Source organism: Pseudomonas sp. HP_12, assembly GCF_055283955.1.
Genome location: NZ_JBTOQG010000003.1, coordinates 184,818 through 208,752, shown reverse-complemented (window position 1 = coordinate 208,752; position 23,935 = coordinate 184,818). Strand labels below are relative to the sequence as shown.

Below are 23,935 nucleotides of genomic sequence, written 5' to 3'. Positions count from 1 at the left end.
ACACTTGGCGGTCAGTTTTGCTCGTAGCGGTCTTCGCCACGGGTGGCGCGCGTCGCCTCATCCCGGGCACGCTGTTCCACCCAGTATTCGACCAGCTCGCGTAACTGCGACAGCTCCACCGGTTTGGACATATGGCCGTCCATCCCGGACTGGCGCGCGCGATCCTTGTGCTCCGCAAGGATATGCGCGGTCAACGCCACCACAGGGGTGCGAATGCGCTGGTTGCCGGTTTCCCAGGCGCGGAACTGCTGTGTGGCCGAGAACCCGTCAAGGATCGGCATTTCGCAATCCATCAGCACCAGGTCATAGCGCTGGGTCTTCATCGCCAGCAGCGCCTCTTCGCCATTGCTGGCGGTGTCCGGCTGCAGGTTGAGCTTGCCGAGCATGCCGCGAATGACCTTGGTGGAAATGCTGTTGTCCTCGGCGACCAGAATGCGGAAATCGCTGGGCACATCGATGTCGCTGATCAGCCCCGGCACCGCAGGGAAGGGCACGTTACCTTTGTTGCGCTGATTGAGCTCGTCCGCCAGTGTGGTCTTCAGCGTATACCCGGCGACCGGTTTGGCGAGGATGCGTTTGACCCCGGCATTGCGCGCGATGACCTTGCTCGGCGCGTTGCTGATACCCGTGAGCATGATCAACAGAATGTCGTGGTTCAGGCTCGGGTCTTCCTTGATCTTGGCGGCCAGTTGCATGCCGGTCATGCCGGGCATGTTCTGATCGAGCAAGACGATATCGAAGTAGTCGCGCAAGTGAGCCTTGGTGCGCAGCAGCGCCAGTGCTTCCTTGCCCGATGGCACGGCGCTGACGTTCAGCCCCCACGCGCTGCACTGCTGGACCAGTACCTTGCGGCAGGTGTCGTTGTCATCGACGACCAGAACCCGCGCACCTTTGAGCGGGCTGTCCAGATCAGCGGGCGGCTGCTCCAGTCGTTCTGCATCAAGGGGCAGACTCAGCCACAGCGTGCTGCCCTGATTGGTGCCGCTCTGGATGCCGAACTCACCGTTCATCAACAGGATCAGCTGTCGGGCAATGACCAGCCCCAGGTGACCGCCGACCTTGCTGGCAGCCAGGAAGTTCTTGCTATGCAGCTCGGCGTGCAGCAGTGCGTCGCGTTCCTTGGGCGTCAGCGGCGTACCGCTGTCCTGCACGGCGATGCGCAGCCGTGGCTTGCCGCCGCGGGAGTCGAGGGCGACGACCAACAGGATCTCGCCCTCGTCGGTCTTCTTTAAGGCGTTCTCCAGCAGACTGAGCAGCGTCTGCCGCAGGCGTGTCGGGTCACCGCTGATGACGCGCGGCACCTGGGGCTGAATGAAGCTGATCAGCTCGACACTTTGCTGCTCGGCCTTGGCGCGGAAGATACTCAGGCAGTCCTCGATCATCGCGTTGAGGTCGAACTGCACGTCATCCAGCTCGATCTGCCCTGACTCCAGTTTGGTGATGTCGAGGATTTCGTTGATCAGGGTGAGCAGTTCGTTGCCGGCGCTGTGAATGGTCTGCACGTAATCGCGCTGTTTGACCGACAGCGGCGTGCCTAGCAGCAACTCGGTCATCCCCAGCACGCCGTTCATGGGGGTGCGAATCTCGTGACTGATCTTCGCCAGAAACTCGGCCTTGGCGTTGATTTCTGCCGTGCTGGCCGCCAGTTCGCGGCTGATGCTGAAATTGTCTTCGGTGATGCTGCGATGACGTTCGCTGAGGGCAATGCTCATCAGCAGGCCGCACAGGCAGAACACCGCCAACACCCCGATGATCAGCGTCTGCGCGGGAAAGCTTGTCAGCCAGAGCATGGCCGGCAGCACCACGAGGTTGCCGAGATTGAACGCGATCATGGCGATCACAAACGGTCGGGCAGGGGAGTAACCCTTCTGCAGGTGGTAGATCGACACCAGGGTGATGCTGACCGTGGTCAATGCCACCAGCAGGAACGTCATGATGTTCAGTGGCAGCGTTTCAACGAACAGCACCAGCAGAGCGCCAAAGCCGACCACCAGCAGCACGCCCATCAGCAGCCGGTTGAGCATCTCGACCCCGCGCTGAATGAAGAAACAGTACGTGTACATCAGGCCTGTCGCGGCGGCGAGCAGCAGAGCCAGGTGAGCGCTCGGCGTCTGCGCCAGATGCCAGCGCGGCAGCCATGGCGCCTGAAGGTTGAGCAGCAGTAAGGCGCTCAGCCCCAGAAACGCCTCGCACGCTGCCAGCCACAAGCTACTGACCGAGCGGGACTGGGCGAAGCGCGTGAGGTTCTGCACGATCAGCATGGCCAGCGAACCGAAGAACAGGCCGAGCAGCAGGGGGCGGCGCTCGTCTGCGGCACTGGTGACGGCGGACTGCAGAGTGATGTTCGGGCGCAGTTCCTGTTCGGATTTGAGACGCAAATACAGGTCGAGGGGCTTGTCGCTCTGGGGCACCGGCAGCAGGAAGTCCAGTGACGGCAGGGGTTGGGCTCCGCGCGGCACCCGGTTACCGGAGCGCGAATGATCGATCAGGCTGTCGCCGTCGAGCACGTACATGTCGACCGTCGCCAGGTCGGGCGCGAAGATCCGCACCAGTTGCTCATGGGTGGTCGGGGGCAGGCGGTAGTGCAGCCACAATGCGGCGTCGCGGCTGGTCGCGCGCACTTGATCGAGTTCGACCGGGCTGAACTGGGATTCATAGTGGGGGGAGCGGACGTCGCTGAGGTTCAGGTTCGCCTGGTCGTCGACAAGGGTTGACCAGCCTGCACTGACCTCGGCGGCGGCGGAGGATATACAGAGCAGGGTCAGCAATGTGACGGTCAAACGAGTGGCAATCCTGAGCCAGCGCACGGCGAAATCCCTTCGTGAATGAAGCCTGTTTAACTCTGGGGCACCGGATGAACGATCAGCGACTCAAGGAGGAGCCGCTGATCGGGCCGAGGCTCACGCCAGATCTTCGCCGCGTTCCCGGGCAATGGCGCGGTAGCCAATGTCCTTGCGGTAGAAACAACCGTTCCAGTCAATCTTTGCCGCCAGTTCGTACGCTTGTTTCTGCGCATCGCCAACGGTGTCGCCCAGGGCCGTCGCGCACAGTACGCGACCGCCGGAGGTCACGATACGGCCATCCTGCAACGCGGTGCCAGCGTGGAACACTTTGCCCGGCAACGCGGCCGCAGCATCCAGCCCGTGAATCTCGTCGCCCTTGGCGTAGTCGGCCGGGTAACCGCCGGCTGCCAGTACGATTCCCAGACTCGGACGCGGATCCCACTGAGCATCCACTGTATCCAGCGTTTGCGCCAGAGCGGCTTCAACCAGCGATACCAGGCTCGACTGCAGACGCAGCATGACCGGCTGGGTTTCCGGATCACCAAAGCGGCAGTTGAACTCGATGACTTTCGGGTTGCCAGCCTTGTCGATCATCAGACCAGCATAGAGGAAACCGGTGTAAATGTTGCCCTCGGCAGCCATGCCCCTGACGGTCGGCCATATGACCTGATCCATCACGCGCTGGTGAACCTCGGCGGTGACCACAGGGGCCGGGGAATATGCGCCCATGCCACCCGTGTTCGGGCCGCTGTCGCCGTCGCCGACGCGTTTGTGGTCCTGGCTGGTGGCCATGGGCAGCACGTTCTTGCCGTCGACCATGACGATGAAGCTGGCTTCTTCGCCATCGAGGAATTCCTCGATCACCACGCGTGAACCTGCGTCGCCGAAGGCATTACCGGCCAGCATGTCGCGCACGGCGTCTTCTGCTTCCGCAAGGGTCATCGCGACGATTACGCCTTTGCCTGCGGCCAGGCCGTCAGCCTTGATGACGATCGGTGCGCCTTTCTCTTGCAGGTACGCCAGTGCCGGCTCGATCTCGGTGAAGTTCTGGTAATCGGCGGAGGGAATAGCGTGGCGCGCCAGGAAATCCTTGGTGAAGGCCTTGGAGCCTTCCAGCTGCGCGGCGCCCCTGGTCGGGCCGAAGCAGTTCAGGCCACGGGCGCGGAACAGGTCGACAACACCGGCCACCAGCGGCACTTCCGGGCCGACGATGGTCAGGGCGACGTTCTTCTCGGCGAAGTCGGCGAGTTGCTCAAGCGCCAATACGTCGATGGCAAGGTTTTCGCACTTGGCTTCAGTGGCAGTACCCGCATTGCCCGGTGCGACGAAGACTTTCTCGACACGAGCGTCCTGCGCGATCTTCCAGGCCAGAGCGTGTTCACGGCCACCGCTGCCAATGATCAAAACATTCATTTCCAAAACCTCAATAACGACAACGCGTAAAAATCCGAAGGCAAACAGTGTGGAACGCCGAACGCAGACTGTGGGACCGGCTTTAGCCGGGAAGAGGACAGTACATCCGACACATCTGTCGGGTCAGTCATGCCGCCTTCCCGGCTAAAGCCGGTCCTACAAAAGCCAACAGCGTAAACCGTATCAGTGACGGAAATGGCGCATGCCGGTGAATACCATCGCGATGCCTGCTTCGTCCGCTGCCGCAATCACCTCGGCGTCGCGCATCGAGCCGCCTGGCTGGATCACTGCGGTGATGCCAACCTTGGCCGCATTGTCGATGCCGTCGCGGAACGGGAAGAACGCATCGGAAGCCATGACAGCGCCCTGCACCTGCAAACCGGCGTGTTCGGCCTTGATCGCCGCGATGCGCGCGGAGTTCACGCGGCTCATCTGGCCTGCGCCGACGCCGATGGTCTGGCGGTTCTTGGCGTAAACGATGGCGTTGGACTTCACGTACTTGGCGACTTTCCAGGCGAAGATCAGGTCGTGGACTTCCTGCTCGGTCGGCGCACGTTGGGTGACCACTTTCAGGTCGTCGGCGCCGATCATGCCGATGTCGCGGCTCTGCACCAGCAGTCCACCGTTGACGCGCTTGTAATCCCAGGCCGGCGCGCGCTCGGCGTCCCACTGGCCGCTGGTCAACAGGCGCACGTTGGCTTTGCTGGCGATGATGGCCTGGGCTTCGGCGCTGACGCTCGGGGCGATGATCACTTCGACGAACTGACGCTCGACGATGGCCTTGGCCGTCTCGGCATCCAGTTCACGGTTGAAGGCGATGATGCCGCCGAACGCCGATTCGCTGTCGGTGGCATAGGCCAGTTCGTAGGCCTGACGAATCCCGCCTTCGGCATCCGGGCTTACTGCAACGCCGCACGGGTTGGCGTGCTTGACGATCACGCACGCGGGTTTGACGAAGCTCTTCACGCACTCAAGCGCCGCGTCGGTATCGGCGACGTTGTTGTAGGAAAGCTCTTTGCCTTGCAGCTGGGTCGCGGTGGCGATGCCCACTTCGACGGGCTTGGCTTCAACGTAGAACGCCGCGCTCTGGTGCGGGTTCTCGCCGTAGCGCATTTCCTGCGCCTTGACGAACTGAGTGTTGAAGGTGCGCGGGAATTCGCTGCGGCCTTCGGTGCTCAGGGTTTCAGCGGACTGGTCAACGCTGCCCAGGTAGTTGGCGATCATGCCGTCGTAGGCCGCGGTGTGCTCGAAAGCCTTGAGCATCAGATCGAAGCGCTGCGCGTAAGTCAGTCCACCGGACTTGAGGCTTTCCAGCACGTTCGTGTAATCGCTGGCGTTGACGACGATGGCGACGTCTTTGTGGTTTTTAGCGGCGGAGCGAACCATGGTCGGGCCGCCGATATCGATGTTCTCGATGGCCGTAGGCAGGTCGCAGCCCGGCTTGGAAACCGTGGCTTCGAACGGATAGAGATTCACGGCGACCAGGTCGATCGGCTTGATGCCGTGTTCGCTCATGATGGCGTCGTCGATGCCGCGACGGCCGAGGATGCCGCCGTGGATTTTCGGGTGCAGCGTCTTGACCCGGCCGTCCATCATTTCAGCGAACCCGGTGTAATCGGCGACTTCTACTGCGGCAACGCCGTTTTCCTTGAGCAGCTTGAACGTACCGCCAGTGGAGAGGATCTCGACACCGAGGGCTTCGAGTTCACGCGCGAATTCAAGGATGCCGGTCTTGTCGGATACGCTGATCAAGGCGCGGCGGATCGGCAGGCGGGTCGTCTGGTCGGTCATCTCAACTTCCATCAAAAGCAAAAGAATTTTGCAAAAAAAACGACCGCATTGAAGTGAGGTCGCTTGTTTTTCGGATGCTTACAGCAGGTCGTACTGCTTGAGTTTCTTGCGCAGGGTGCCGCGGTTCAGCCCCAGCAGCTCGGAGGCCTTGGTCTGATTGCCCTTCACGTAGTTCATCACGCATTCGAGCAACGGCGCCTCGACTTCCGAGAGCACCAGGTTGTAGACATCAGTGACGGCCGCACCTTCCAGATGAGCGAAGTAGTTGTGCAACGCCTTCTCGACGCTTCCGCGCAGGGTCTGACCCTCTTCGCTCGGCGTATTGAGGTGTTGTTTCAAATTGACGTTGTCGCTCACGGGTGTTGTTCCACTCACTAAAGTCTCAGTCATCATCGTCATGCGGCCACCTCTTCTTCGTTCCCTGCCGGGCGGGATTTATCGCGCTGGGAAAAGAACTCCCGAACGTTGGCGCACTGTGCTTCTGTATCGTCCAAACGGTTGAAAAGGGCGCGAAATTCCCGGGCGCCCGGCAACGTTGCGAGGTACCAGCCGACGTGTTTGCGGGCGATTCGCACGCCCATCACGTCGCCATAGAACGTGTGAAGCGCAGCCAGGTGCTCTAGCAGAATGCGTTCCACTTCACCGACGGGCAGGCCCGGAAGTTTTTCCCCGGTCTGCAGGTAGTGTTCTATCTCGCGAAAAATCCATGGGCGCCCCTGGGCGGCCCGGCCAATCAACAGCCCGTCAGCGCCGGTAGCGTCGAGGACGTAGCGGGCCTTTTCCGGTGAATCGATGTCGCCGTTGGCAAACACCGGGATGGACACCGCCTGCTTGATGGCGGCGATGGTGTCGTACTCGGCTTCACCGGTGTAGAGATCGGCACGGGTTCTCCCGTGCACCGCCAGTGCCTGAATGCCGGCTTGCTCGGCGATTCTGGCGACGGTCAGACCGTTCTTGTTCGCCCGGTCCCAGCCGGTGCGAATCTTCAGCGTGACCGGTACCTCGACTGCCGCGACCACCGCGTGCAGGATTTCGGTCACTAACTGTTCATCTTTCAACAGCGCCGAGCCAGCGGCCTTGTTGCAGACCTTTTTTGCCGGGCAACCCATGTTGATGTCGATGATCTGCGCGCCGAGTTCAACGTTGGCGCGTGCTGCATCCGCAAGCATCTGCGGGTCCCCGCCAGCGATCTGTACCGAGCGTGGCTCGGGATCGCCTTCGTGAATCATGCGCAACCGCGACTTGCGGCTGTTCCAGAGGCTCATGTCGCTGGTGACCATTTCCGAGACCACCAGGCCTGCGCCGAGCTGGCGACAGAGTTGTCGGAAGGGCTGGTCGGTGACACCCGCCATCGGGGCGAGAATCAAGCCGTTTTGCAATGTGTAAGGGCCGATGCGTACCGCCGACATAGGGTGACCTGTTGTGGGGCCGAATCACGAGGTCTGGTCCGAAAAGTGCTTCAGCGCCAATTCAGACGGGACCCAGAGTATGAAAAAGGGTGGGCATGATACCCGCTCTCGATGACTGGATAAAGGCTGAATTGGATAAAATCTGAACAGTTCCGTTCTTATCGCGAACGGTTAGGTTTAGGCCGGTATTGTCATAAAAGTGTCGTCGGATTTCGGGCATCCCGTCCCGCGCAGGGTGCTGCATTTCGGTGCGGACAAACCCGCAACGGGCGGTGTTTTACTCCGGCGAACGGAAGCTCAGGCTGTAGTTCGCCGCCTTGGGGCCCGGGTCGAGAATGTCCAGTGCGATATGAATCGGCGTCTGCGGCGGCATCTCGTCCTTGCCCGCCAGCTCGCCGCTCAAGTACTCGCCCGGTTTGAATCGACGACTGGCGATCAACTGACCGGTCGCATCGGCAAAGCGTAGTTCGAGCAGCGGGAACGGCTGGGAAAAGGACGCGCGGTTGTAGATGATCGCGTCAACCACCAGCGCACCCTGGAATTCGGGGTGGCTGCGCACGACAAGGTTGCTGCTCTTGAGCAGTTTGATATCGACCTTGGACGGGACCTTGCAGCCGAGTGTCGGGCACAGATCCTGGAAGAGCGGGCGGTACTGATCCTGCCGCGCGAGTTCTTCGAAGTGGTAGGCAACGTATTGCCCGGCCAGCGCGCCCAACGCAATCAGGATCAACAGCATCCACAGCAGACGCCGACCCCAGCGCGGTTTGGGTTTTTGCCAGGACAACTGCAGCGGATCATCCGTCAGATCGAGCAGCGCCCTGTCCCGCAGACCGGGTTCATTGCGCCCGCCGCGCTTGCCGCCGGCAGCAGCGAGCGGGGTCTCGTCGTCTTCATCATCGTGACGGGCGCTGAGGCGATCCTGATCGTCATGGGTGTCGAGGGCGGAGAAGCGTTCCGACGGCTGATCATCGGGTTCGCCTTGAGGCTGGAGCGAGTGGGGGCGAGCCGATTCGTCGTCCAGGTCGTCCGGGGTCAGCGAGAATGACGGCTCGGTGCGATGACGGTCGTGCGGGTTGATCGGCTCGTCCAGCGGGCCTTCGTCTATCGTGTGGTCGGTATGCTCTTCGCGTTCCTCAAGCACTTCGGCGCGCAGTTCGGGGAGCCGGTCGACATCGTCGTGACTCATGCCGTGGGCCCACGACTCCTGCGCGACGTCAGGCTCGTCACGCCTTGCGCTGAAGGACTCGACTTCGTCGTGATCGAGCGCCTTGCTGACACGACCGAAGGACTCGGGCAGCTGAATCTCGCGCTGTTCGAGACGGGCCAGTTCTACGTCGAGATCGTCCAGGTCCAGGCTGTCCAGATCGACTTCACGCTCTTCACGCTTGACCGGCAGTGGCGCTGGCTGGGTGACAACGAGTGACTGCGACGCGAGAATTTCCGGTTTTTTCTCAACGGATTCGGTATTTGGCACTGAAGTCAGCGGCGCTTCCGGGGGTGTCCCGCCGCGTTGTTCCAGCAGCTGCTTTGCGGCGTTGAACACCTGCAGGCATGAGCCACAGCGCACCATGCCTCGGGCCACGCTCAACTGAGCGTGACTGACGCGGAAACTGGTCTGGCAATGCGGGCACTGAGTGACGAAGCTGTCGGTCATGCGGGTATCCGGGGTTAAAGAGCGCCTGATGGTTGGATCTTAGGGCAACTGGCTGTCAGCGGCGACGACCGGTGATCCGTACCCAGCCTTCGCGGTTGGCAATCGGGTCCAGCTCGAAGGTGTCGGCGTAGGCGGCAGCGACTTCATCGCCTTGCTCGGCAAGGATGCCGGACAGCGCCAGACGGCCGCCGGGCTTGACCAGACTCGCCAACTGCGGCGCCAGAGAAACCAGCGGGCCGGCGAGGATATTGGCGACCAACACGTCGGCCTGCACCTGGGGCAGGTCTTCAGGCAAGTACAACGGAAATTTCTCGGCCGGGACGTTGTTGCGGCCGGCATTGTCGCGCGAGGCTTCGAGGGCCTGGACGTCGATGTCGGTGCCGACCGCCTGTTCGGCGCCCAACAGCAACGCGGCGATGGCGAGAATGCCGGAACCGCAGCCGAAATCCAGCACATTACAGCCGGCGAGGTCCTGACCGTCGAGCCACTCAAGGCACAGCGCAGTGGTCGGGTGGGTGCCCGTGCCGAACGCCAGGCCCGGGTCGAGCAACAGATTGACTGCGTCGGGTTCCGGCGCGGCGTGCCAGCTCGGCACGATCCACAACCGCTGGCCGAAGCGCATCGGGTTGAAGTTGTCCATCCAGCTGCGTTCCCAATCCTGATCTTCGATCACTTCATGGGTGTGTTCCGGCAGCTCGGCGTCGGTGAGCAATCTCAGGTGAGCGAGCACGTGATCGGCATCGGTGTCGGCTTCGAACAGCGCCAGCAGGTGCGTGTGCGACCACAGCGGCGTGGTGTTCAGCTCTGGCTCGAAGATCGGCTGGTCTTCAGCGTCCATGAACGTCACCGATACGGCGCCGACTTCGAGCAGCGCGTCTTCGTAGGTTTCGGCTTGTTCTGGGCTAATGGCGAGACGGACTTGCAGCCAAGGCATGGCGGGTGACCTTCGAGTTGGAAAATTGAAAGGGGGCCGACGGCCACGAAAGACCGGCAAGTTTACGGGGTTCGCGGGGAAACAACAAAGCGGGTGTCGCAGCGATGCCGGTCCTGCTAAAACCAACAAAGCCGCTCGAGAGCGGCTTTGTTGGTCTGTCGCACTTACTGGCGGATCAATGCTTGTCAGCGGCCAGCTTGTGTTCCAGGTAGTGAATGTTGACGCCGCCTTCGCAGAAGCCTTCATCGCGGGTCAGATCACGGTGCAGCGGGATGTTGGTCTTGATGCCGTCGACCACGATTTCATCCAGGGCGTTACGCATGCGCGCCATGGCTTCATCGCGAGTGGCGCCCCAGGTGATCAGCTTGCCAATCAGCGAGTCGTAGTTGGACGGAACCTTGTAGCCGCTGTACAGGTGCGAATCCACACGCACGCCGTTGCCGCCCGGCGCGTGGAAATGCTTGACCAGGCCCGGACTCGGAACGAAGGTTTTCGGGTCTTCAGCGTTGATCCGGCATTCCAGCGCATGCCCGGTGATGACCACGTCATCCTGGGTGTACGACAGCTTGTTGCCGGCGGCGATGCTGAGCATCTCCTTGACGATGTCGATACCTGTGACCATTTCCGATACCGGGTGCTCCACCTGAACACGGGTGTTCATTTCGATGAAGTAGAAGCGGCCGTTCTCGTACAGGAACTCGAACGTGCCAGCGCCACGGTAGCCGATGTCGATGCACGCCTTGACGCATGCCGCGAACACGTCCTTGCGGGCTTGTTCGTCGATGAAGGGCGCCGGCGCTTCTTCCAGGACCTTCTGGTGACGGCGCTGCAGGGAGCAGTCGCGATCGCCCAGGTGGATCGCGTGGCCTTGACCGTCGGAAATCACCTGCACTTCCACGTGACGTGGGTTGGTCAGGTATTTCTCCAGGTAGACCATCGGGTTGCTGAACCAGGCAGCCGCTTCAGCACGGGTCTGCTTGGCCGCTTCGATCAAGTCTTCTTCCTTGTGCACCACGCGCATGCCGCGACCACCGCCGCCGCCAGCGGCTTTGATGATCACCGGATAGCCGACTTCACGGCCGATGCGCAGTGCGGTTTCTTCGTCTTCCGGCAACGGGCCGTCGGAACCGGGAACGGTTGGCACCTTGGCAAGCTTCATGGCGTCTTTGGCGGAAACCTTGTCACCCATCAGGCGAATGGTTTCGGCTTTCGGGCCGATGAACGCGAAGCCGGATTTCTCGACCTGTTCGGCAAAGTCTGCGTTTTCCGCGAGGAAACCGTAGCCCGGGTGAATCGCCGTGGCGCCGGTCAGCTCAGCTGCCGAAATAATGGCCGGAATGTTCAGGTACGACAGGTTGGCTGGCGCCGGGCCGATACAGACGGTTTCGTCTGCCAGGCCAAGGTGCATCAGCTCACGGTCTGCCGTGGAGTGGACCGCGACGGTCTTGATGCCCAGTTCTTTACAGGCACGCAAGATGCGCAAGGCGATTTCGCCGCGGTTGGCGATCAGGACTTTTTCCAACATCGCAGGCTCTCCCCGGTTCAAACGATGGTGAACAGCGGCTGGTCATACTCAACCGGCTGACCGTTTTCTACCAGGATGGATTCGATCGTGCCGCTGACTTCAGCTTCGATGTGGTTCATCATTTTCATCGCTTCAACGATGCAGATGGTGTCGCCTTTCTTGACGGTCTTGCCGACTTCAACGAACGCTGGCGAGCCAGGCGCCGGGGTGCGGTAGAAGGTGCCGACCATTGGAGATTTGACGACGGTGCCGTTGAGCTTCGGAGCAGAAGGTGCTTCCGCGGCGGCCACTGGCGCTGCAACCGGGGCAGGTGCCGGAGCGGCAACCGGAGCAGGCGCGTAGTACTGCTGTGCTGGAGTCTTGCTGTGACGGCTGATCCGTACGGATTCTTCGCCTTCACGGATTTCCAATTCGTCGATGCCGGACTCTTCCAGCAATTCGATCAGTTTCTTGACTTTACGGATATCCATTAATCATCAACTCCCAAGGGACGGTCAGGGGGATTTGGTAGCCGGTTCCGGCGGTCTGGCTCAGTACGGGACTGTGCCGTTCACGCTTTCGAACTCTTGGCCAATTGTTCCAGGGCGGCCTCCAGGGCCAGTCGGTAACCGCTGGCGCCAAGGCCGCAGATCACGCCTACAGCAACATCTGAAAAGTAGGAGTGATGGCGGAAAGGTTCGCGCTTGTGCACGTTCGACAGGTGCACTTCGATGAATGGGATGCTCACTCCCAGCAACGCGTCACGTATCGCAACGCTTGTGTGCGTAAAAGCAGCCGGATTGATCAGGATGAAGTCCACGCCTTCATCGCGCGCAGCGTGGATGCGATCGATCAGCTCGTATTCAGCGTTGCTCTGCAGGTACATCAGGTGGTGACCGGCTTCGCGCGCACGCTGTTCCAGATCCTGGTTGATATCGGCCAACGTGACCGAGCCATAGATCCCCGGTTCACGGGTCCCCAGCAGGTTCAGGTTAGGTCCGTGAAGAACCAGAAAAGTCGCCATCGAGTGTTCCTTGTTGTTCGCGTTTTCGACGCTCACGCACAGAGTGAGCCGCTGATGGGCAGCGACTATGCCGGAAAGTACGATGGACTGTCCAGTTACCCACAATATTCAGCACGATGCCCGATGTTCGCGCGAAGTTTGTGACCATGACGCTAAATTTGGTCATTTGCTCTAGAAAGGCGCTCTGCGAACGCATCGACGTCGATTTCGCCGACGACACGCACGTTTTCCAGCTCGTTGCCGTTTTTTCCGAAAAACAGCAGTGCGGGAGGGCCGAACAGCTTGTAGCGATCCAGCAAGGCGCGTTGCTCGGCGTTGCTGTCGGTCATGTCGAAACGGACCAGCCTGAAAGCGCCCAGCTCACTGGCGATTTTCGGGTCCGGCAGAACTTCGTGCTCGATGACCTTGCAGCTGATGCACCAGTCCGCGTACCAGTCGACCAGGACCGGCTGACCTGCGCTTTTGGACTCCGCAAGAATTCGGTCCAGTTCACTCGCCTGGGTCACCGTCTGCCAGCGACTGTCGGACTTTGGCTGGGCGCCGCTCGCAATGACTTGAGCCTGACCCAGCGGGCGCATCGGGTCAGTCTGACCACTCAGCGCGCCGTACCAGCACGCGAGGGCGTACACCAGCAGGAACAGACCCAGCAATTGAGCGAGGCGGCCACGGGTGGTCTTTTCGCCCAGCTCCAGCGCACCCATAAAGATCGCAACGCCGGCTCCTAGCAGCCCGATCAACAATAACGTGGCTTGCCCCGGAATCACCCGGCTCAGCAAACCGATGGCCAGGGCGAGCAACAGCACGCCGATGGCGTTCTTGACCGCAACCAGCCATGGCCCGCTTTTCGGCAGCCACGCCGCGCCACCCGTTGCCACCATCACCAGTGGAGCGCCCATGCCCAGGCCCAGAGCGAACAGCTTCAAAGCCCCGCCCAGCGCATCGCCGCTCGCGCTTATATAAAGCAGTGCGCCGGCCAATGGTGCCGAGACACAAGGCGAGACCAGCAGGCTTGAAACCACGCCCAGAACCGCTGCTCCCCACAAGGATCCGCCCTGGGTATTGCCTGCGATGCGGTCCAGCCGGTCATTGAGCGCGCGGGGCAGGCGCAGCTCGAACGCGCCGAACATGGCGATAGCGAAGAGCGCAAAGAACCCGGCGAACGGCACGAGGACCCATGCCGACTGCAGGCGTGCTTGCAGGTTGAGACTGGCGCCAAACATGCCCATCAGTGCGCCGAGGATGGCGAAGCAGATCGCCATCGGCAGCACGTAGGCCAGGGACAAAGAGAAACCGCGCAGCCCGCCGATCTGCCCGCGCAGGACCACACCAGAGAGGATCGGCAGCATGGGCAATACGCACGGCGTAAAGGTCAGCCCGACGCCGGCGAGGAAAAACAGCGCCAGTTGTTTCCAGCTGAAGGAGGGTACCGGTTGCTCATTGCCTGATGGCGCCGCAGCAGATGCGTCAGCAGAAGAGGTTGCGCTGCCGCCGATGCTCAGGCGCTCGGTTTCCGGCGGGTAGCAGAGCCCTTTGTCCGCGCATCCCTGATAGGTGACGACTAGCGTGAAAGGGCGGTCGTCCCCGGCGTTGCGCGGCAAGTTGACGTCGAGAATGCCGTGATAGACCTCGACGTCGCCAAAGTACTCGTCGTGTTTCTTTTCGCCGTCTGGCAGTTGCGCGGCGCCGAGGCCGATGTCGGCGGGCTCGGTGCGAAATTGAAAGCGATGGCGATACAGGTAGTAGCCTTCGGTGGCGACAAACTGCAACTTGATGGAGTCAGCGGTGGTGTCGCTCAGGTTCAGCTGGAACGCCTGGCGAACCGGCAGGAAGTCCTTGCTGTTGTCGACTGCTGCGCTTCCCAGTGTGGGGCTCGATCTGTTCTCCAGAAAGCTCGCGCCGACAGCGGGGAGGGCACAGATCAGCAGTAGCAGACAAAGCAGGCGGCGCATGGCGGTCTCGCATCACAGAAGTCCGCGCATGATAGCGGAGTGGCTGCGGGCGTGCAGGGAGAGCTAGAGTTCTTCGGTCTGCTTCGGTCTGAAAATGATGTAGGACGCAGCGGTCAAGACGCAGCGGTCAAACAGTGTCCGGCTGGGTGTGTTTGCTCAAAGGCGACACTGCAACGCGCTCCTCGAGCCCATGCACCTGATTGCGGCCAGCCTTTTTTGCGCGGTACAGCGCTTCGTCTGCTTGCGAGGCCATCATCAGCGCATCGTCGTCCTCGGCGATTTCCACCACCCCGGCGCTGAACGTGCAGAACAGATCAACGGGCTGCGCGGGGTAGTGGATTTCGGCGAAGCGCTGGCGGATTTCGTCGAGCACGCCGTGGGCGGCTGCCAGATCCGTGTCCGGCATGACCACCGCGAACTCCTCACCGCCATAGCGACCGATGTAATCGGTCTTGCGCAGGCGTTGCTTGAGGAACAGCGCCAGGCTCTTGATCACACGGTCGCCCATGGGATGGCCGTGGCTGTCGTTGACCTTCTTGAAGTGGTCGATGTCCAGCATGGCGAAGCTCAGCGGCTTGTTCTCCCGCCGCGAGCGGAAGCTGCAATCTTCGAGCAATTGCAGGATGTGCGTGTGGTTGTACAGGCCGGTCAGGCTGTCGCGGACCATGCGCGCTTTTAGGTTGCGCGCCCGCGCCGCGCGATTGCGCACGGTGGTGATCAGGTGGCGGGGCTTGATGGGTTTGGTAAGAAAATCGTCGCCGCCTTCGCTCATCGCATCCAGCTGTTTATCCAGATCGTCCTCAGCCGAGAGGTAGATGATCGGCACGCTGACGTAGCGGTCATTGTGGCGGATCACCTTGGCCAGCTCGGTGCCCGTGCAGCCGGGCATGTACATGTCGAGAATGATCAGGTCAGGCTGAAATTCGGCCAGTTCAGCCATGGTCTTGATCGGGTCGAGCAGGGTCCGGGTGACGATTCCGGCGCCGTTGAGCAAGCGTTCGGTCTGTGTGGCCTGGGCGCGCGAATCATCGATGATCAGGACCTTGTACGGTTCGTACTGCGCGACCCGGGTCAGGATTTCGATCTTCTCCAGCAGGCTGGAGGCCTCAAGCGTGCCGGTCAGAAATTCTTCCCCTCCGGCGCGGACGGCCGCAAGGCGTGTGGGGGTGTCCGTCTCGTGATGGCTGAAAAACAGCAGCGGCAGTTTTTGCTCCAGTCCTTCCTGCATTTGAGTGGCGAGCTTCAGGCCCTGGCCCGGGGCGCCGAAGTCGACATCCATGACGACGGCGGCGGGCAAGCGCTCGGCCATGGTCATGTGGAAGGAGTCGACGTTTGCGAGTGACTGCGCGCTCAGGCCGAAGAACTCCAGCTGCTTGGCCAGACGTTCGCCGCGTTCGTGATCCTGAAGCACTATATAGATCGGCTTGCGCAGGGGCGGCAGGGCGGTTTGCTCAAGGCGGTCGCCGTGCCGGAGGCCGGTTCGGGACAGGCGTTGCATCAGGCGATTGAGGTCGGTGATCAAGGCGCTGCTCAAACGGCCTCGGTTGGCCTCGACGTCAAGCAACGCCAGGTTGATCGCGGTCGCCAGTTGCACGTGCTCGGCCTGCTCGAAGCGTTCGGCGAAACGCAGCAGGCGCTGGTTGGCCTCGCTGAGTTCAGCCATGTCCGTTGCCGACCATTCACTTTGCTGCAGGCGTTGCCACACCTCAAGAATCTGACGGGCCTGATGGATAACGCGTTGGGCAAAGTGGTGTTTGAGCCGGTCGCGGCTCGGATCTTCTGCTTCGGTCATGTGCTGACTTCTTTACAGGGGAAACCCCGATATAAATGCTGGCGCTATGCTAGCACTACTTCTCCGGATCAGGATTGCCGCAAGTCATTTTCTCGTCATTTTTGACGGTTTTATCCGTCAAATTTCTATCTTTAAACCCGTTTGAGTGTTCGAACCAGTTGGTTCAGTTCAAGGCAGGAAGCGTAGCTGCGGATAGCGGGATAGGAGAATGGATATGGTGCCTTTGGCCGGGGACGCGCTCGACTCAGCTGCTAAACAATTGCACCTGCCACTACATTCCTGCCAAACGCACCTTGCTGTAAGGTTGCGGTCAGAAGCACTGAATTCCGTGATTGAAAGGACAAGGCCATGCTGGATTGGAAGAAGCGCTCGGGCAGCGCGGGAACTGAACGCGTTGACGAAAAGCCGATGGGCAAGGCGCCTCGGGGTTCTCGGGGGTATTGGGGCGGCCTGTTGTTCAGTCGTGCCGTCGGGGCCGTGGTGGGTATTTATCTGGTGGTCACCGTGGTGCTCGGCATCTGGTGGAGCAGCGAACCGCCACTGTTTCCGGTCCAGCAGCAAGCCCAGGCCGCCGCACAAAGTGAAGGCAAGCAGATGGTGTTGGGCTACACCACCGTCGAAACCCTGAAGACCGTCGCGTCCACGTTGCTGGATAAACCGGGCGGTTACATTTCCAACGATCGTTCGCCGCCCGGCCTGTGGATGGACAACATGCCGAGCTGGGAGTACGGCGTGCTGGTCCAGGTGCGCGACCTGAGCCGCGCACTGCGTAAAGACTTCGCTCGGTCGCAATCCCAGTCCGCCGAAGACGGCGATCTGGCGCGCGCCGAGCCACTGTTCAACTTCGACAATAAAAGCTGGGTGCTGCCTTCGAGCGAGTCTCAGTACCGCGACGGCATCGCTGCGTTGAGCCGCTACCAGGCGCGCCTGTCTGACCCCAATCAAAAGGGCGCGCTGTTTTACACCCGCGCCGACAACCTGAATAACTGGTTGGGCGATGTGGGTACGCGACTGGGCTCTCTGTCCCAGCGACTGTCCGCCAGCGTCGGTCGGGTCAAGCTGAACAGCACCCTGAAAACCGAGGCGCAGTCCACGGTCACGGTCAAACCGGGCGAAGTGCCGCAGGTTGACGAAGAAATCGTTGAAACCCCATGGATGCAGATCGACAACGTCTTCTATGAAGCACGCGGTCAGGCTTGGGCTCTGTCGCACCTGCTGCGTGCGATCGAAGTCGATTTCGCCGATGTGCTGGCGAAGAAGAATGCAACCGTCAGCGTGCGTCAGATCATTCGTGAACTGGAAGCCTCGCAAGAGCCGATCTGGAGCCCGATGATCCTCAACGGCAGCCCTTTCGGTATCTTCGCCAACCACTCGCTGGTCATGGCCAACTACCTGTCCCGTGCCAACGCGGCGGTGATTGACCTGCGCCAGTTGCTGTCCCAAGGCTGATCGATGAGCGTTTCCGATCAAGAGGCCGCCCACCGTGCGGCCTCCGACGCCGAGCTGATTGCCTGGGTTGATCGTCACGATCAATCCCTCGGCGCGCTGCCCCGGGCAGAGCTGCGTGAGCGCGGTCTCATCGGACGCGGCACCTATATCCTGCTGTTCAACTCGGCCGGTGAGCTGTGTGTGCATCGACGCACGCTGAGCAAGGCGATCTATCCCGGGTATTGGGATGTGGCGGCGGGCGGCATGGTGCAGGCCGATGAAAGCTACGAGCTTTCGGCGGCGCGCGAGCTGGAGGAAGAGTTGGGCGTCTCTGGCGTGCCGCTTACCCCTCACGAACGTTTCTTCTTCGATCAGCCGGATAACCGACTGTGGTGCGCGGTGTTCTCCGCAGTCTGGGACGGGCCGCTGAAACTGCAGCCGGAAGAAGTGCTGGAAGCGCGCTTTCTCGGCATCGACCAAGTGCTGCGCGAAACCACCGAAAAGCCTTACTGCCCGGACTCGCTGGCCGCCTTCAGGCGCTATTTGGAAGGCGTCGCAAAAGTCCCGTAAATTGGCGCATATTTGCTCTTAGCATCGGCGCCTTTTGCCGTTACACTGCGCGACTTTTCACGCCGGACCGTTCTTCGATCCGGTAGCGCTGCCCCTGCCTGAGTGGGGCTTCGCGGTCGGTTCCCGCCGGCCAGACTTCGCTCCTCAACAAGAGGATTGCCGGTGGCCAAAAAAGCCGCATCCTTCGCCGCCCTCGGTGGCCTGGTATTTTCAACCGACGCCGGTCGGCATTGTCCCGACTGCCGTCAGCCCGTCGACGCCTGTACCTGCAAAAGCACGCTCATCCCGGAAGGTGATGGTATTGCCCGCGTGCGCCGCGAAAGCAAAGGCCGGGGCGGCAAGACTGTCACGACCGTCACCGGCGTTCCGCTTGCCGAAGACGCGCTCAAGGACCTGGCAAAGACGCTCAAGCAACGGTGTGGAACCGGCGGCGCGCTGAAGGATGGCGTGATCGAGATTCAGGGTGACCACGTCGAAACGCTGTTGGCCGAGTTGGTCAAGCAGGGTTTCAAGGCGAAGAAGTCGGGCGGTTGAGCCGTCTGTTTCGAGCCCGTTGATTTAGTCGTCGGTCTGGCCGCATTCATCCATGCAAACTCTGCTGCGCAATGCGGGTCTATTGCCCCACAGCGAGCAGGCGCCAAACCGTCATTTCCACGCTCTACACTGCGCCCAGCCGGTCAGGCCGGGGCTTTATGACTTTTCTATAGGGGACTTTGATGTCCGTACGACGCACACGCAAAGACGATGGCAGCCAATGGACCGTGGCAGACAGCCGCAGTGTCTACGGGATCCGTCATTGGGGGGCCGGTTATTTCGCAATCAACGAAGCTGGCCGCGTTGAAGTTCGCCCCAACGGGCCGACCAGTTCGCCCATCGATCTTTACGAGCAGGTCGATCAGCTGCGCAAGAGCGGCTTGTCCCTGCCACTGCTGGTGCGTTTCCCTGACATTCTGCAGGACCGCGTGCGTCAGCTGACCGGTGCGTTCGACGAGAACATCGCCCGCCTGGAATACCAGAGCAAATACACCGCGCTGTACCCGATCAAGGTCAACCAGCAGGAAGCGGTGGTGGAAAACATCATCGCCACGCAAAACGTGTCCATCGGCCTCGAAGCCGGCTCCAAGCCTGAGCTGATGGCCGTGCTGGCACTGGCGCCGAAGGGCGGCACCATCGTCTGCAACGGCTACAAGGACCGCGAGTTCATTCGTCTGGCCTTGATGGGTCAGAAGCTGGGCCACAACGTCTTTATCGTCATCGAGAAAGAGTCCGAAGTCGAACTGGTCATCGAAGAAGCCGCCGAGCTGAAGGTCGCGCCGCAAGTGGGTCTGCGTGTGCGCCTGTCGTCCCTGGCGTCGAGCAAGTGGGCCGACACCGGTGGCGAGAAGTCCAAGTTCGGGCTGTCCGCCGCGCAGTTGCTGTCAGTCGTCGACCGCTTCACCAAGGCAGGCCTCGATCAGGGCATTCGTCTGCTGCACTTCCACATGGGCTCGCAGATCGCCAACCTGGCGGACTACCAGCACGGTTTCAAGGAAGCGATTCGTTACTACGGCGAGCTGCGCAACCTTGGCCTGCCGGTGGACCACATCGACGTGGGCGGTGGCCTGGGTGTCGACTACGACGGCACGCACTCGCGCAACGCCAGCTCGATCAACTACGACATGGACGATTACGCCGGTGTCGTGGTCGGGATGCTCAAGGAATTCTGCGACGCGCAGGGCCTGCCGCATCCGCACATTTTCTCGGAAAGCGGCCGCTCGCTGACCGCGCACCACGCCATGCTGGTGATCCAGGTCACCGACGTCGAGCGTCACAACGACGAAGTGCCGGAAATCACTGACAAGGAAAGCCTGCCGGAAACCCTGCAGTGGCTGATCGATCTGCTCGGCCCGACCGACATCGAAATGGTCACCGAGACCTACTGGCGCGCCACGCACTACATGAGTGACATCGCGTCGCAGTACTCCGACGGCAAGATCACCCTGGCGCAAAAAGCCTTGGGCGAGCAGTGCTATTTCGCGGTGTGCCGTCGTTTGCACAACTCGCTGAAAGCCCGCCAGCGTTCCCATCGTCAAGTGCTCGACGAACTCAACGACAAGCTGGCCGACAAGTACATCTGCAACTTCTCGGTGTTCCAGAGCCTGCCGGACACCTGGGCGATCGATCAGGTGCTGCCGATCATTCCGCTGCATCGTCTGGACGAAGAGCCACTGCGTCGCGCCGTGCTGCAAGACCTGACCTGCGACTCCGACGGCAAGATCAATCAGTACGTCGACGAGCAGAGCATCGAGACCAGCCTGCCGGTTCACTCGTTGAACGAGGGTGAGGACTACTTGCTGGGCGTGTTCCTGGTCGGCGCCTATCAGGAAATTCTCGGCGACATGCACAACCTGTTCGGTGACACCGATTCGGTGAATATCTACCAGAACCAGGATGGCAGCGCGTATTCGGCCGGGATCGAAACCCACGACACCATCGAAGACATGCTGCGTTACGTGCACTTGTCGCCGGAAGAACTGATGACCCATTACCGGGACAAAGTCGCCAGCGCCAAGATCACCCCGCGCGAGCGCACCCAGTTTCTGGATGCCTTGCGTCTGGGCCTGACGCGGTCGTCCTACCTGTCGTCGTAATGAGGTAGCGACTCCCAAAAACGGGCCCTTGTGGCCCGTTTTCGTTGTCTGCACAGTCAGGCGTCCTTCACTGTTTCGGGAGCATGAATGATGATCAAGCTGGCGCTCAAAGCGGTGTTCGCCGCCTGGTTGATGACCTTGCTGATGGCTTGCACGCCGCTGAAGGTGCTCAACGCGTTTACCCCGAGCAGCACGTTCAGCAGAACGTCTGACTTGGCGTACGGCCCGGACCCGCGCAACAAACTCGACATCTACAGGCCCAAAGATGCAGCGCCGGACGCGCCCGTCGTTGTGTTTTTCTATGGCGGCAGCTGGATCAGCGGATCGCGGGGTGACTACGCCTTCGTCGGTGAAGCGCTCGCGTCCCGGGGCATTGTCGCGGTGCTTGCCGATTACCGGTTGTACCCGCAAGTGCATTACCGGGAACTGCTGCAGGACAGCGCCCAAGCGGTGGGCTGGACCCACGCGCACATTCGTCAGTACGGCGGTGATCCGGGGAAGTTGTATGTGATGGGCCACAGTGCCGGGGCCTACAACGCCGCGATGCTTGCTCTGGACCCAAAATGGCTGGCGGCAGCGGGTACGACGCCTTCCATCATCAAGGGCTGGATCGGTCTGGCCGGGCCCTATGATTTTCTGCCCATCGACGACCCGGAAGTGAAGCCGGTGTTTTACTTCCCGAATTCGCCGCCCGACTCGCAGCCGATCAACCATGTCAGCGCAGCGTCACCGCCGGCGTTGCTGATCGCTTCCGCCGATGACAGGGAAGTGAACCCGCAACGCAACACAGGGGGCATGGCCAGTCGTTTGCGCGCTCAAGGCGTGTCAGTGCGAGAGGTGTATTTCTCTCGCACCAGTCACCGCACGCTGGTGGGTGCACTTGCCCGCCCGTTACGCAGCCTGGCGCCGGTGCTGGAGGAGGTCGCAGCCTTTATCCACGCACAGGATCAGGCGCCGGTGTCGAGCGTCTCGGTCAGCCGTTGAACCAAGCGCCGCTGCGGTTGAGCTTCAACGCCAGATACCCCAGCGTCAGCGCCCTTAATGCCATGAACAGCAAAAACGCCAGCCACAGACCGTGGTTGCCGAATCCGCTTGCCAGCCAGGCAAACGGTGCGGTGATCAAGGCCGTGACGACCATGGCATTGCGCATCTCGCGGGCGCGGGTGGCGCCGATGAAAAGGCCGTCGAGCAAGTAACTCCAGACCGCGACAAAGGGCAGCACGGCGAGATAGGGCAGATAGACGAAGGCGATGTCGCGCACTGCGGTGATGTCGGTCTGCATCTCGATGAACAGGTGCCCGCCCAGCAGAAACAGCGCCACAAACGCGACGCTGCAAATCAGCGACCAGCCTCCCGAGACATTCAACGAGCGGCGTAACGCGTCGCGATCCCGCGCGCCGATGGCGTGTCCGCAGAGGGCTTCGACGGCGTGGGCCAGTCCGTCCAGCGCGTGGGCCATCAGCAACAGCCCATTAAGCAGCAGCGCGTTGGCCGCCACGGTCGCGTCGCCCAACCGAGCGCCTTGTACGGTGATCAGAAAGAACACCGATTGCAGGATCAGGCTGCGAATGAAGATGTCGCGGTTGACCGTGAGCAGTGGTCGCCAGCTCTGCCAATGCTTGAGCGTGGACACTGCCAGCTGTCCCGGGTATGCGCGCAAACCTCTGTGGGTGAGGCCGAGGCCAAGCAGTGCGCCGGTCCATTCGGCGATGACCGACGCACGCGCGCTGCCGACCACGCCCCAGTCCAGGCCCATGACGAACCACAGGTTCAGCGCGATGTTGACCAGGTTGGTGGTCAGCAGAATCGCCAGCGGCGCTCGGGCGTTCTGCAGCCCGAGAAACCAGCCCACCAGCGCGTAACTCGCCAGTGCGGCGGGCAAGCCGAACAAGCGGGTATGGAAGAAGTCGCGGGTCAGGTCGTTGAGATCGTCTGAGGGCTGCATCATTTCCAGCGCCAGGTGCTGGAACGGCAGGCCGATCAGCCCCAGCAGCACAGAAAAACCCATCGCCAGCAGCAAGCCCTGCAACAGCACCTGGCGCAGCGCCGCTCCGTCGTTGCGGCCGGCCGCCTGGGCGGCGAAACCGGTCGTGCCCATGCGCAGACAACCCATCGCCCACGCGAGAAAGCTGTACAGCGTACCGCCGACCGCCACCGCGCCAAGTTGGTGGGCGTGGGGCAGGTGACCGATGACCGTGCTGTCGACCAGCGAAACAAGGGGCACGGAGATATTCGACAGGATCATCGGCGCCGCCAGCGCCCACACCTGCCGATGCGTCGCGCGCTGACGCCAGTCGTTGAAGAAGTTGGACATGAAGGCTCCCGGGCAAGCGCGCGAGTGTAGCGATGACGACAGGGGAATGCAGGACTTCTGCATTCCCGTGCACCAGCCTCGGGGCGCGCCCTGTTTTTGAGTCGACCCCGGTCACTCCCACCCGTCCCCGAGCGTGCCGAGAACTCGAGCCGAAACCCGATAGTGTGGGAGTGAGCTTGCTCACGAAAGCGTCAGTACATTCAGCGCATCTCCATCGGGAGCGAAAATGCCTTCGCGAGCAAGCTCGCTCCCACCAGTCCTGGGGCGTGATTGAGAACTCGAGCCGAAACCCGATAGTGTGGGAGTGAGCTTGCTCACGAAAGCGTCGGCACATCCGCCGCACCTTCATCGGGAGTGAAAATGCCTTCGCGAGCAAGCTCGCTCCCACCGGTTCAGCGGAGTGGCCTGGATTCTGGGTCCAGCAAGCTCACTCACATCTTTTAGCGGCACTGCCTGGATTCCGAGTTGCCCTCGATCATGTGGGAGTGAGCTTGCTCACGAAAGCGTCGGCACATCCGCCGCACCTTCATTGGGAGTGAAAATGCCTTCGCGAGCAAGCTCGCTCCCACCGGTTCAGCGGAGTGGGCTGGATTCCGAGTCGACCAAGCTCACTCCCACCAGTCCCCGAGCATGGCCGAGAAATCAAGTCGACCCCCGCAAGGGTAGGAACCATGGCTGCGTTTCCCCCTTGAGAACAAACGCACAAACCCACGGTCTATCTGCGCGCCGCGCTTTACGAT

The 23,935-nt window shown here is 61.4% G+C and carries 18 protein-coding genes; 5 read left to right on the top strand and 13 right to left on the bottom strand.

Going from position 1 to position 23,935, the window contains the following annotated elements:
* Positions 1-11: 11 nt before the first annotated feature.
* The 12 genes from ACYASU_RS04435 to ACYASU_RS04380 all read right to left on the bottom strand — a co-directional run bounded on the left by ACYASU_RS04435 (position 12) and on the right by ACYASU_RS04380 (position 16,253).
* Positions 12-2,807 carry a hybrid sensor histidine kinase/response regulator gene (locus ACYASU_RS04435; protein WP_463582059.1) on the bottom strand — a complete coding sequence of 932 codons (2,796 nt, stop codon included), beginning with the start codon at positions 2,805-2,807 and terminating at the stop codon, positions 12-14.
* Positions 2,808-2,900: 93 nt separating this feature from the next.
* Complete coding sequence (gene purD / locus ACYASU_RS04430) at positions 2,901-4,196, bottom strand: phosphoribosylamine--glycine ligase (RefSeq protein ID WP_463582058.1); 1,296 nt, start codon at positions 4,194-4,196, stop codon at positions 2,901-2,903.
* Positions 4,197-4,379: 183 nt separating this feature from the next.
* Entirely contained in the window at positions 4,380-5,987 is a 1,608-nt protein-coding gene (gene purH, locus ACYASU_RS04425; protein WP_463582057.1) for a bifunctional phosphoribosylaminoimidazolecarboxamide formyltransferase/IMP cyclohydrolase, read from the bottom strand.
* A gap of 78 nt (positions 5,988-6,065) precedes the next feature.
* Positions 6,066-6,386: a DNA-binding transcriptional regulator Fis gene (gene fis / locus ACYASU_RS04420; RefSeq protein ID WP_007907419.1), complete on the bottom strand. Its 321-nt coding sequence runs from the start codon at positions 6,384-6,386 to the stop codon at positions 6,066-6,068.
* Positions 6,383-7,396: a tRNA dihydrouridine synthase DusB gene (gene dusB / locus ACYASU_RS04415; RefSeq protein ID WP_122533752.1), complete on the bottom strand. Its 1,014-nt coding sequence runs from the start codon at positions 7,394-7,396 to the stop codon at positions 6,383-6,385. The genes fis and dusB overlap by 4 nt, the downstream gene beginning before the upstream one ends.
* Before the next feature lie 277 nt (positions 7,397-7,673).
* Entirely contained in the window at positions 7,674-9,050 is a 1,377-nt protein-coding gene (locus tag ACYASU_RS04410; RefSeq protein ID WP_463582056.1) for a DUF3426 domain-containing protein, read from the bottom strand.
* A 55-nt stretch (positions 9,051-9,105) separates the two neighbouring features.
* Positions 9,106-9,984: a 50S ribosomal protein L11 methyltransferase gene (gene prmA / locus ACYASU_RS04405; RefSeq protein WP_192173436.1), complete on the bottom strand. Its 879-nt coding sequence runs from the start codon at positions 9,982-9,984 to the stop codon at positions 9,106-9,108.
* A 175-nt stretch (positions 9,985-10,159) separates the two neighbouring features.
* Complete coding sequence (gene accC, locus ACYASU_RS04400; protein ID WP_192173435.1) at positions 10,160-11,509, bottom strand: acetyl-CoA carboxylase biotin carboxylase subunit; 1,350 nt, start codon at positions 11,507-11,509, stop codon at positions 10,160-10,162.
* Between the two features lie 17 nt (positions 11,510-11,526).
* Complete coding sequence (accB, locus tag ACYASU_RS04395) at positions 11,527-11,979, bottom strand: acetyl-CoA carboxylase biotin carboxyl carrier protein (protein ID WP_346626798.1); 453 nt, start codon at positions 11,977-11,979, stop codon at positions 11,527-11,529.
* An 80-nt stretch (positions 11,980-12,059) separates the two neighbouring features.
* Positions 12,060-12,512: a type II 3-dehydroquinate dehydratase gene (aroQ, locus tag ACYASU_RS04390; protein ID WP_192173433.1), complete on the bottom strand. Its 453-nt coding sequence runs from the start codon at positions 12,510-12,512 to the stop codon at positions 12,060-12,062.
* A gap of 152 nt (positions 12,513-12,664) precedes the next feature.
* Complete coding sequence (locus tag ACYASU_RS04385; protein WP_463582055.1) at positions 12,665-14,461, bottom strand: protein-disulfide reductase DsbD; 1,797 nt, start codon at positions 14,459-14,461, stop codon at positions 12,665-12,667.
* Positions 14,462-14,588: 127 nt separating this feature from the next.
* Positions 14,589-16,253, bottom strand: a complete 1,665-nt coding sequence (locus tag ACYASU_RS04380; protein WP_463582054.1) for a GGDEF domain-containing response regulator — start codon at positions 16,251-16,253, stop codon at positions 14,589-14,591.
* A 348-nt stretch (positions 16,254-16,601) separates the two neighbouring features.
* Between ACYASU_RS04380 and ACYASU_RS04375 the strand changes: the two genes are divergently transcribed.
* From ACYASU_RS04375 to ACYASU_RS04355, 5 genes are all read left to right on the top strand, one after another.
* Positions 16,602-17,702 (top strand): DUF2333 family protein, encoded by a 1,101-nt coding sequence (locus ACYASU_RS04375; protein WP_192173430.1) that lies wholly within the window; start codon positions 16,602-16,604, stop codon positions 17,700-17,702.
* A 3-nt stretch (positions 17,703-17,705) separates the two neighbouring features.
* A complete protein-coding gene (locus ACYASU_RS04370; protein ID WP_463582053.1) occupies positions 17,706-18,251 on the top strand; it encodes an NUDIX hydrolase in 546 nt (181 codons plus the stop codon).
* 162 nt (positions 18,252-18,413) lie between these two features.
* Entirely contained in the window at positions 18,414-18,785 is a 372-nt protein-coding gene (locus ACYASU_RS04365) for a translation initiation factor Sui1 (RefSeq protein ID WP_265387285.1), read from the top strand.
* 182 nt (positions 18,786-18,967) lie between these two features.
* Positions 18,968-20,881, top strand: coding sequence for an arginine decarboxylase (gene speA / locus ACYASU_RS04360; RefSeq protein ID WP_074890462.1), 1,914 nt, complete (start codon positions 18,968-18,970; stop codon positions 20,879-20,881).
* Between the two features lie 90 nt (positions 20,882-20,971).
* The gene (locus ACYASU_RS04355) at positions 20,972-21,865 is read left to right on the top strand and encodes an alpha/beta hydrolase (protein ID WP_463582074.1); all 894 of its coding nucleotides are present in this window, start codon (positions 20,972-20,974) and stop codon (positions 21,863-21,865) included.
* On the opposite strand, the gene ACYASU_RS04350 is transcribed toward ACYASU_RS04355, so the two are convergent.
* On the bottom strand, positions 21,855-23,195 hold the full coding sequence (locus ACYASU_RS04350; protein ID WP_463582052.1) for an MATE family efflux transporter: 1,341 nt from the start codon (positions 23,193-23,195) through the stop codon (positions 21,855-21,857). The two genes, ACYASU_RS04355 and ACYASU_RS04350, sit on opposite strands and share 11 nt — an antisense overlap.
* Between the last annotated feature and the right edge of the window lie 740 nt (positions 23,196-23,935).

Excerpts from the sequence above, each read along its gene's own strand:
- ACYASU_RS04350 (WP_463582052.1), bottom strand. The coding sequence starts at position 23,195 with ATGTCCAACTTCTTCAACGACTGGCGTCAGCGCGCGACGCATCGGCAG.
- ACYASU_RS04370 (WP_463582053.1), top strand. The coding sequence starts at position 17,706 with ATGAGCGTTTCCGATCAAGAGGCCGCCCACCGTGCGGCCTCCGACGCC.
- ACYASU_RS04375 (WP_192173430.1), top strand. The coding sequence starts at position 16,602 with ATGCTGGATTGGAAGAAGCGCTCGGGCAGCGCGGGAACTGAACGCGTT.
- purD (WP_463582058.1), bottom strand. The coding sequence starts at position 4,196 with ATGAATGTTTTGATCATTGGCAGCGGTGGCCGTGAACACGCTCTGGCC.
- fis (WP_007907419.1), bottom strand. The coding sequence starts at position 6,386 with ATGACGATGATGACTGAGACTTTAGTGAGTGGAACAACACCCGTGAGC.
- ACYASU_RS04380 (WP_463582054.1), bottom strand. The coding sequence starts at position 16,253 with ATGACCGAAGCAGAAGATCCGAGCCGCGACCGGCTCAAACACCACTTT.
- speA (WP_074890462.1), top strand. The coding sequence starts at position 18,968 with ATGTCCGTACGACGCACACGCAAAGACGATGGCAGCCAATGGACCGTG.
- prmA (WP_192173436.1), bottom strand. The coding sequence starts at position 9,984 with ATGCCTTGGCTGCAAGTCCGTCTCGCCATTAGCCCAGAACAAGCCGAA.
- ACYASU_RS04355 (WP_463582074.1), top strand. The coding sequence starts at position 20,972 with ATGATCAAGCTGGCGCTCAAAGCGGTGTTCGCCGCCTGGTTGATGACC.
- accC (WP_192173435.1), bottom strand. The coding sequence starts at position 11,509 with ATGTTGGAAAAAGTCCTGATCGCCAACCGCGGCGAAATCGCCTTGCGC.
- purH (WP_463582057.1), bottom strand. The coding sequence starts at position 5,987 with ATGACCGACCAGACGACCCGCCTGCCGATCCGCCGCGCCTTGATCAGC.
- ACYASU_RS04385 (WP_463582055.1), bottom strand. The coding sequence starts at position 14,461 with ATGCGCCGCCTGCTTTGTCTGCTACTGCTGATCTGTGCCCTCCCCGCT.
- dusB (WP_122533752.1), bottom strand. The coding sequence starts at position 7,396 with ATGTCGGCGGTACGCATCGGCCCTTACACATTGCAAAACGGCTTGATT.
- accB (WP_346626798.1), bottom strand. The coding sequence starts at position 11,979 with ATGGATATCCGTAAAGTCAAGAAACTGATCGAATTGCTGGAAGAGTCC.
- aroQ (WP_192173433.1), bottom strand. The coding sequence starts at position 12,512 with ATGGCGACTTTTCTGGTTCTTCACGGACCTAACCTGAACCTGCTGGGG.
- ACYASU_RS04410 (WP_463582056.1), bottom strand. The coding sequence starts at position 9,050 with ATGACCGACAGCTTCGTCACTCAGTGCCCGCATTGCCAGACCAGTTTC.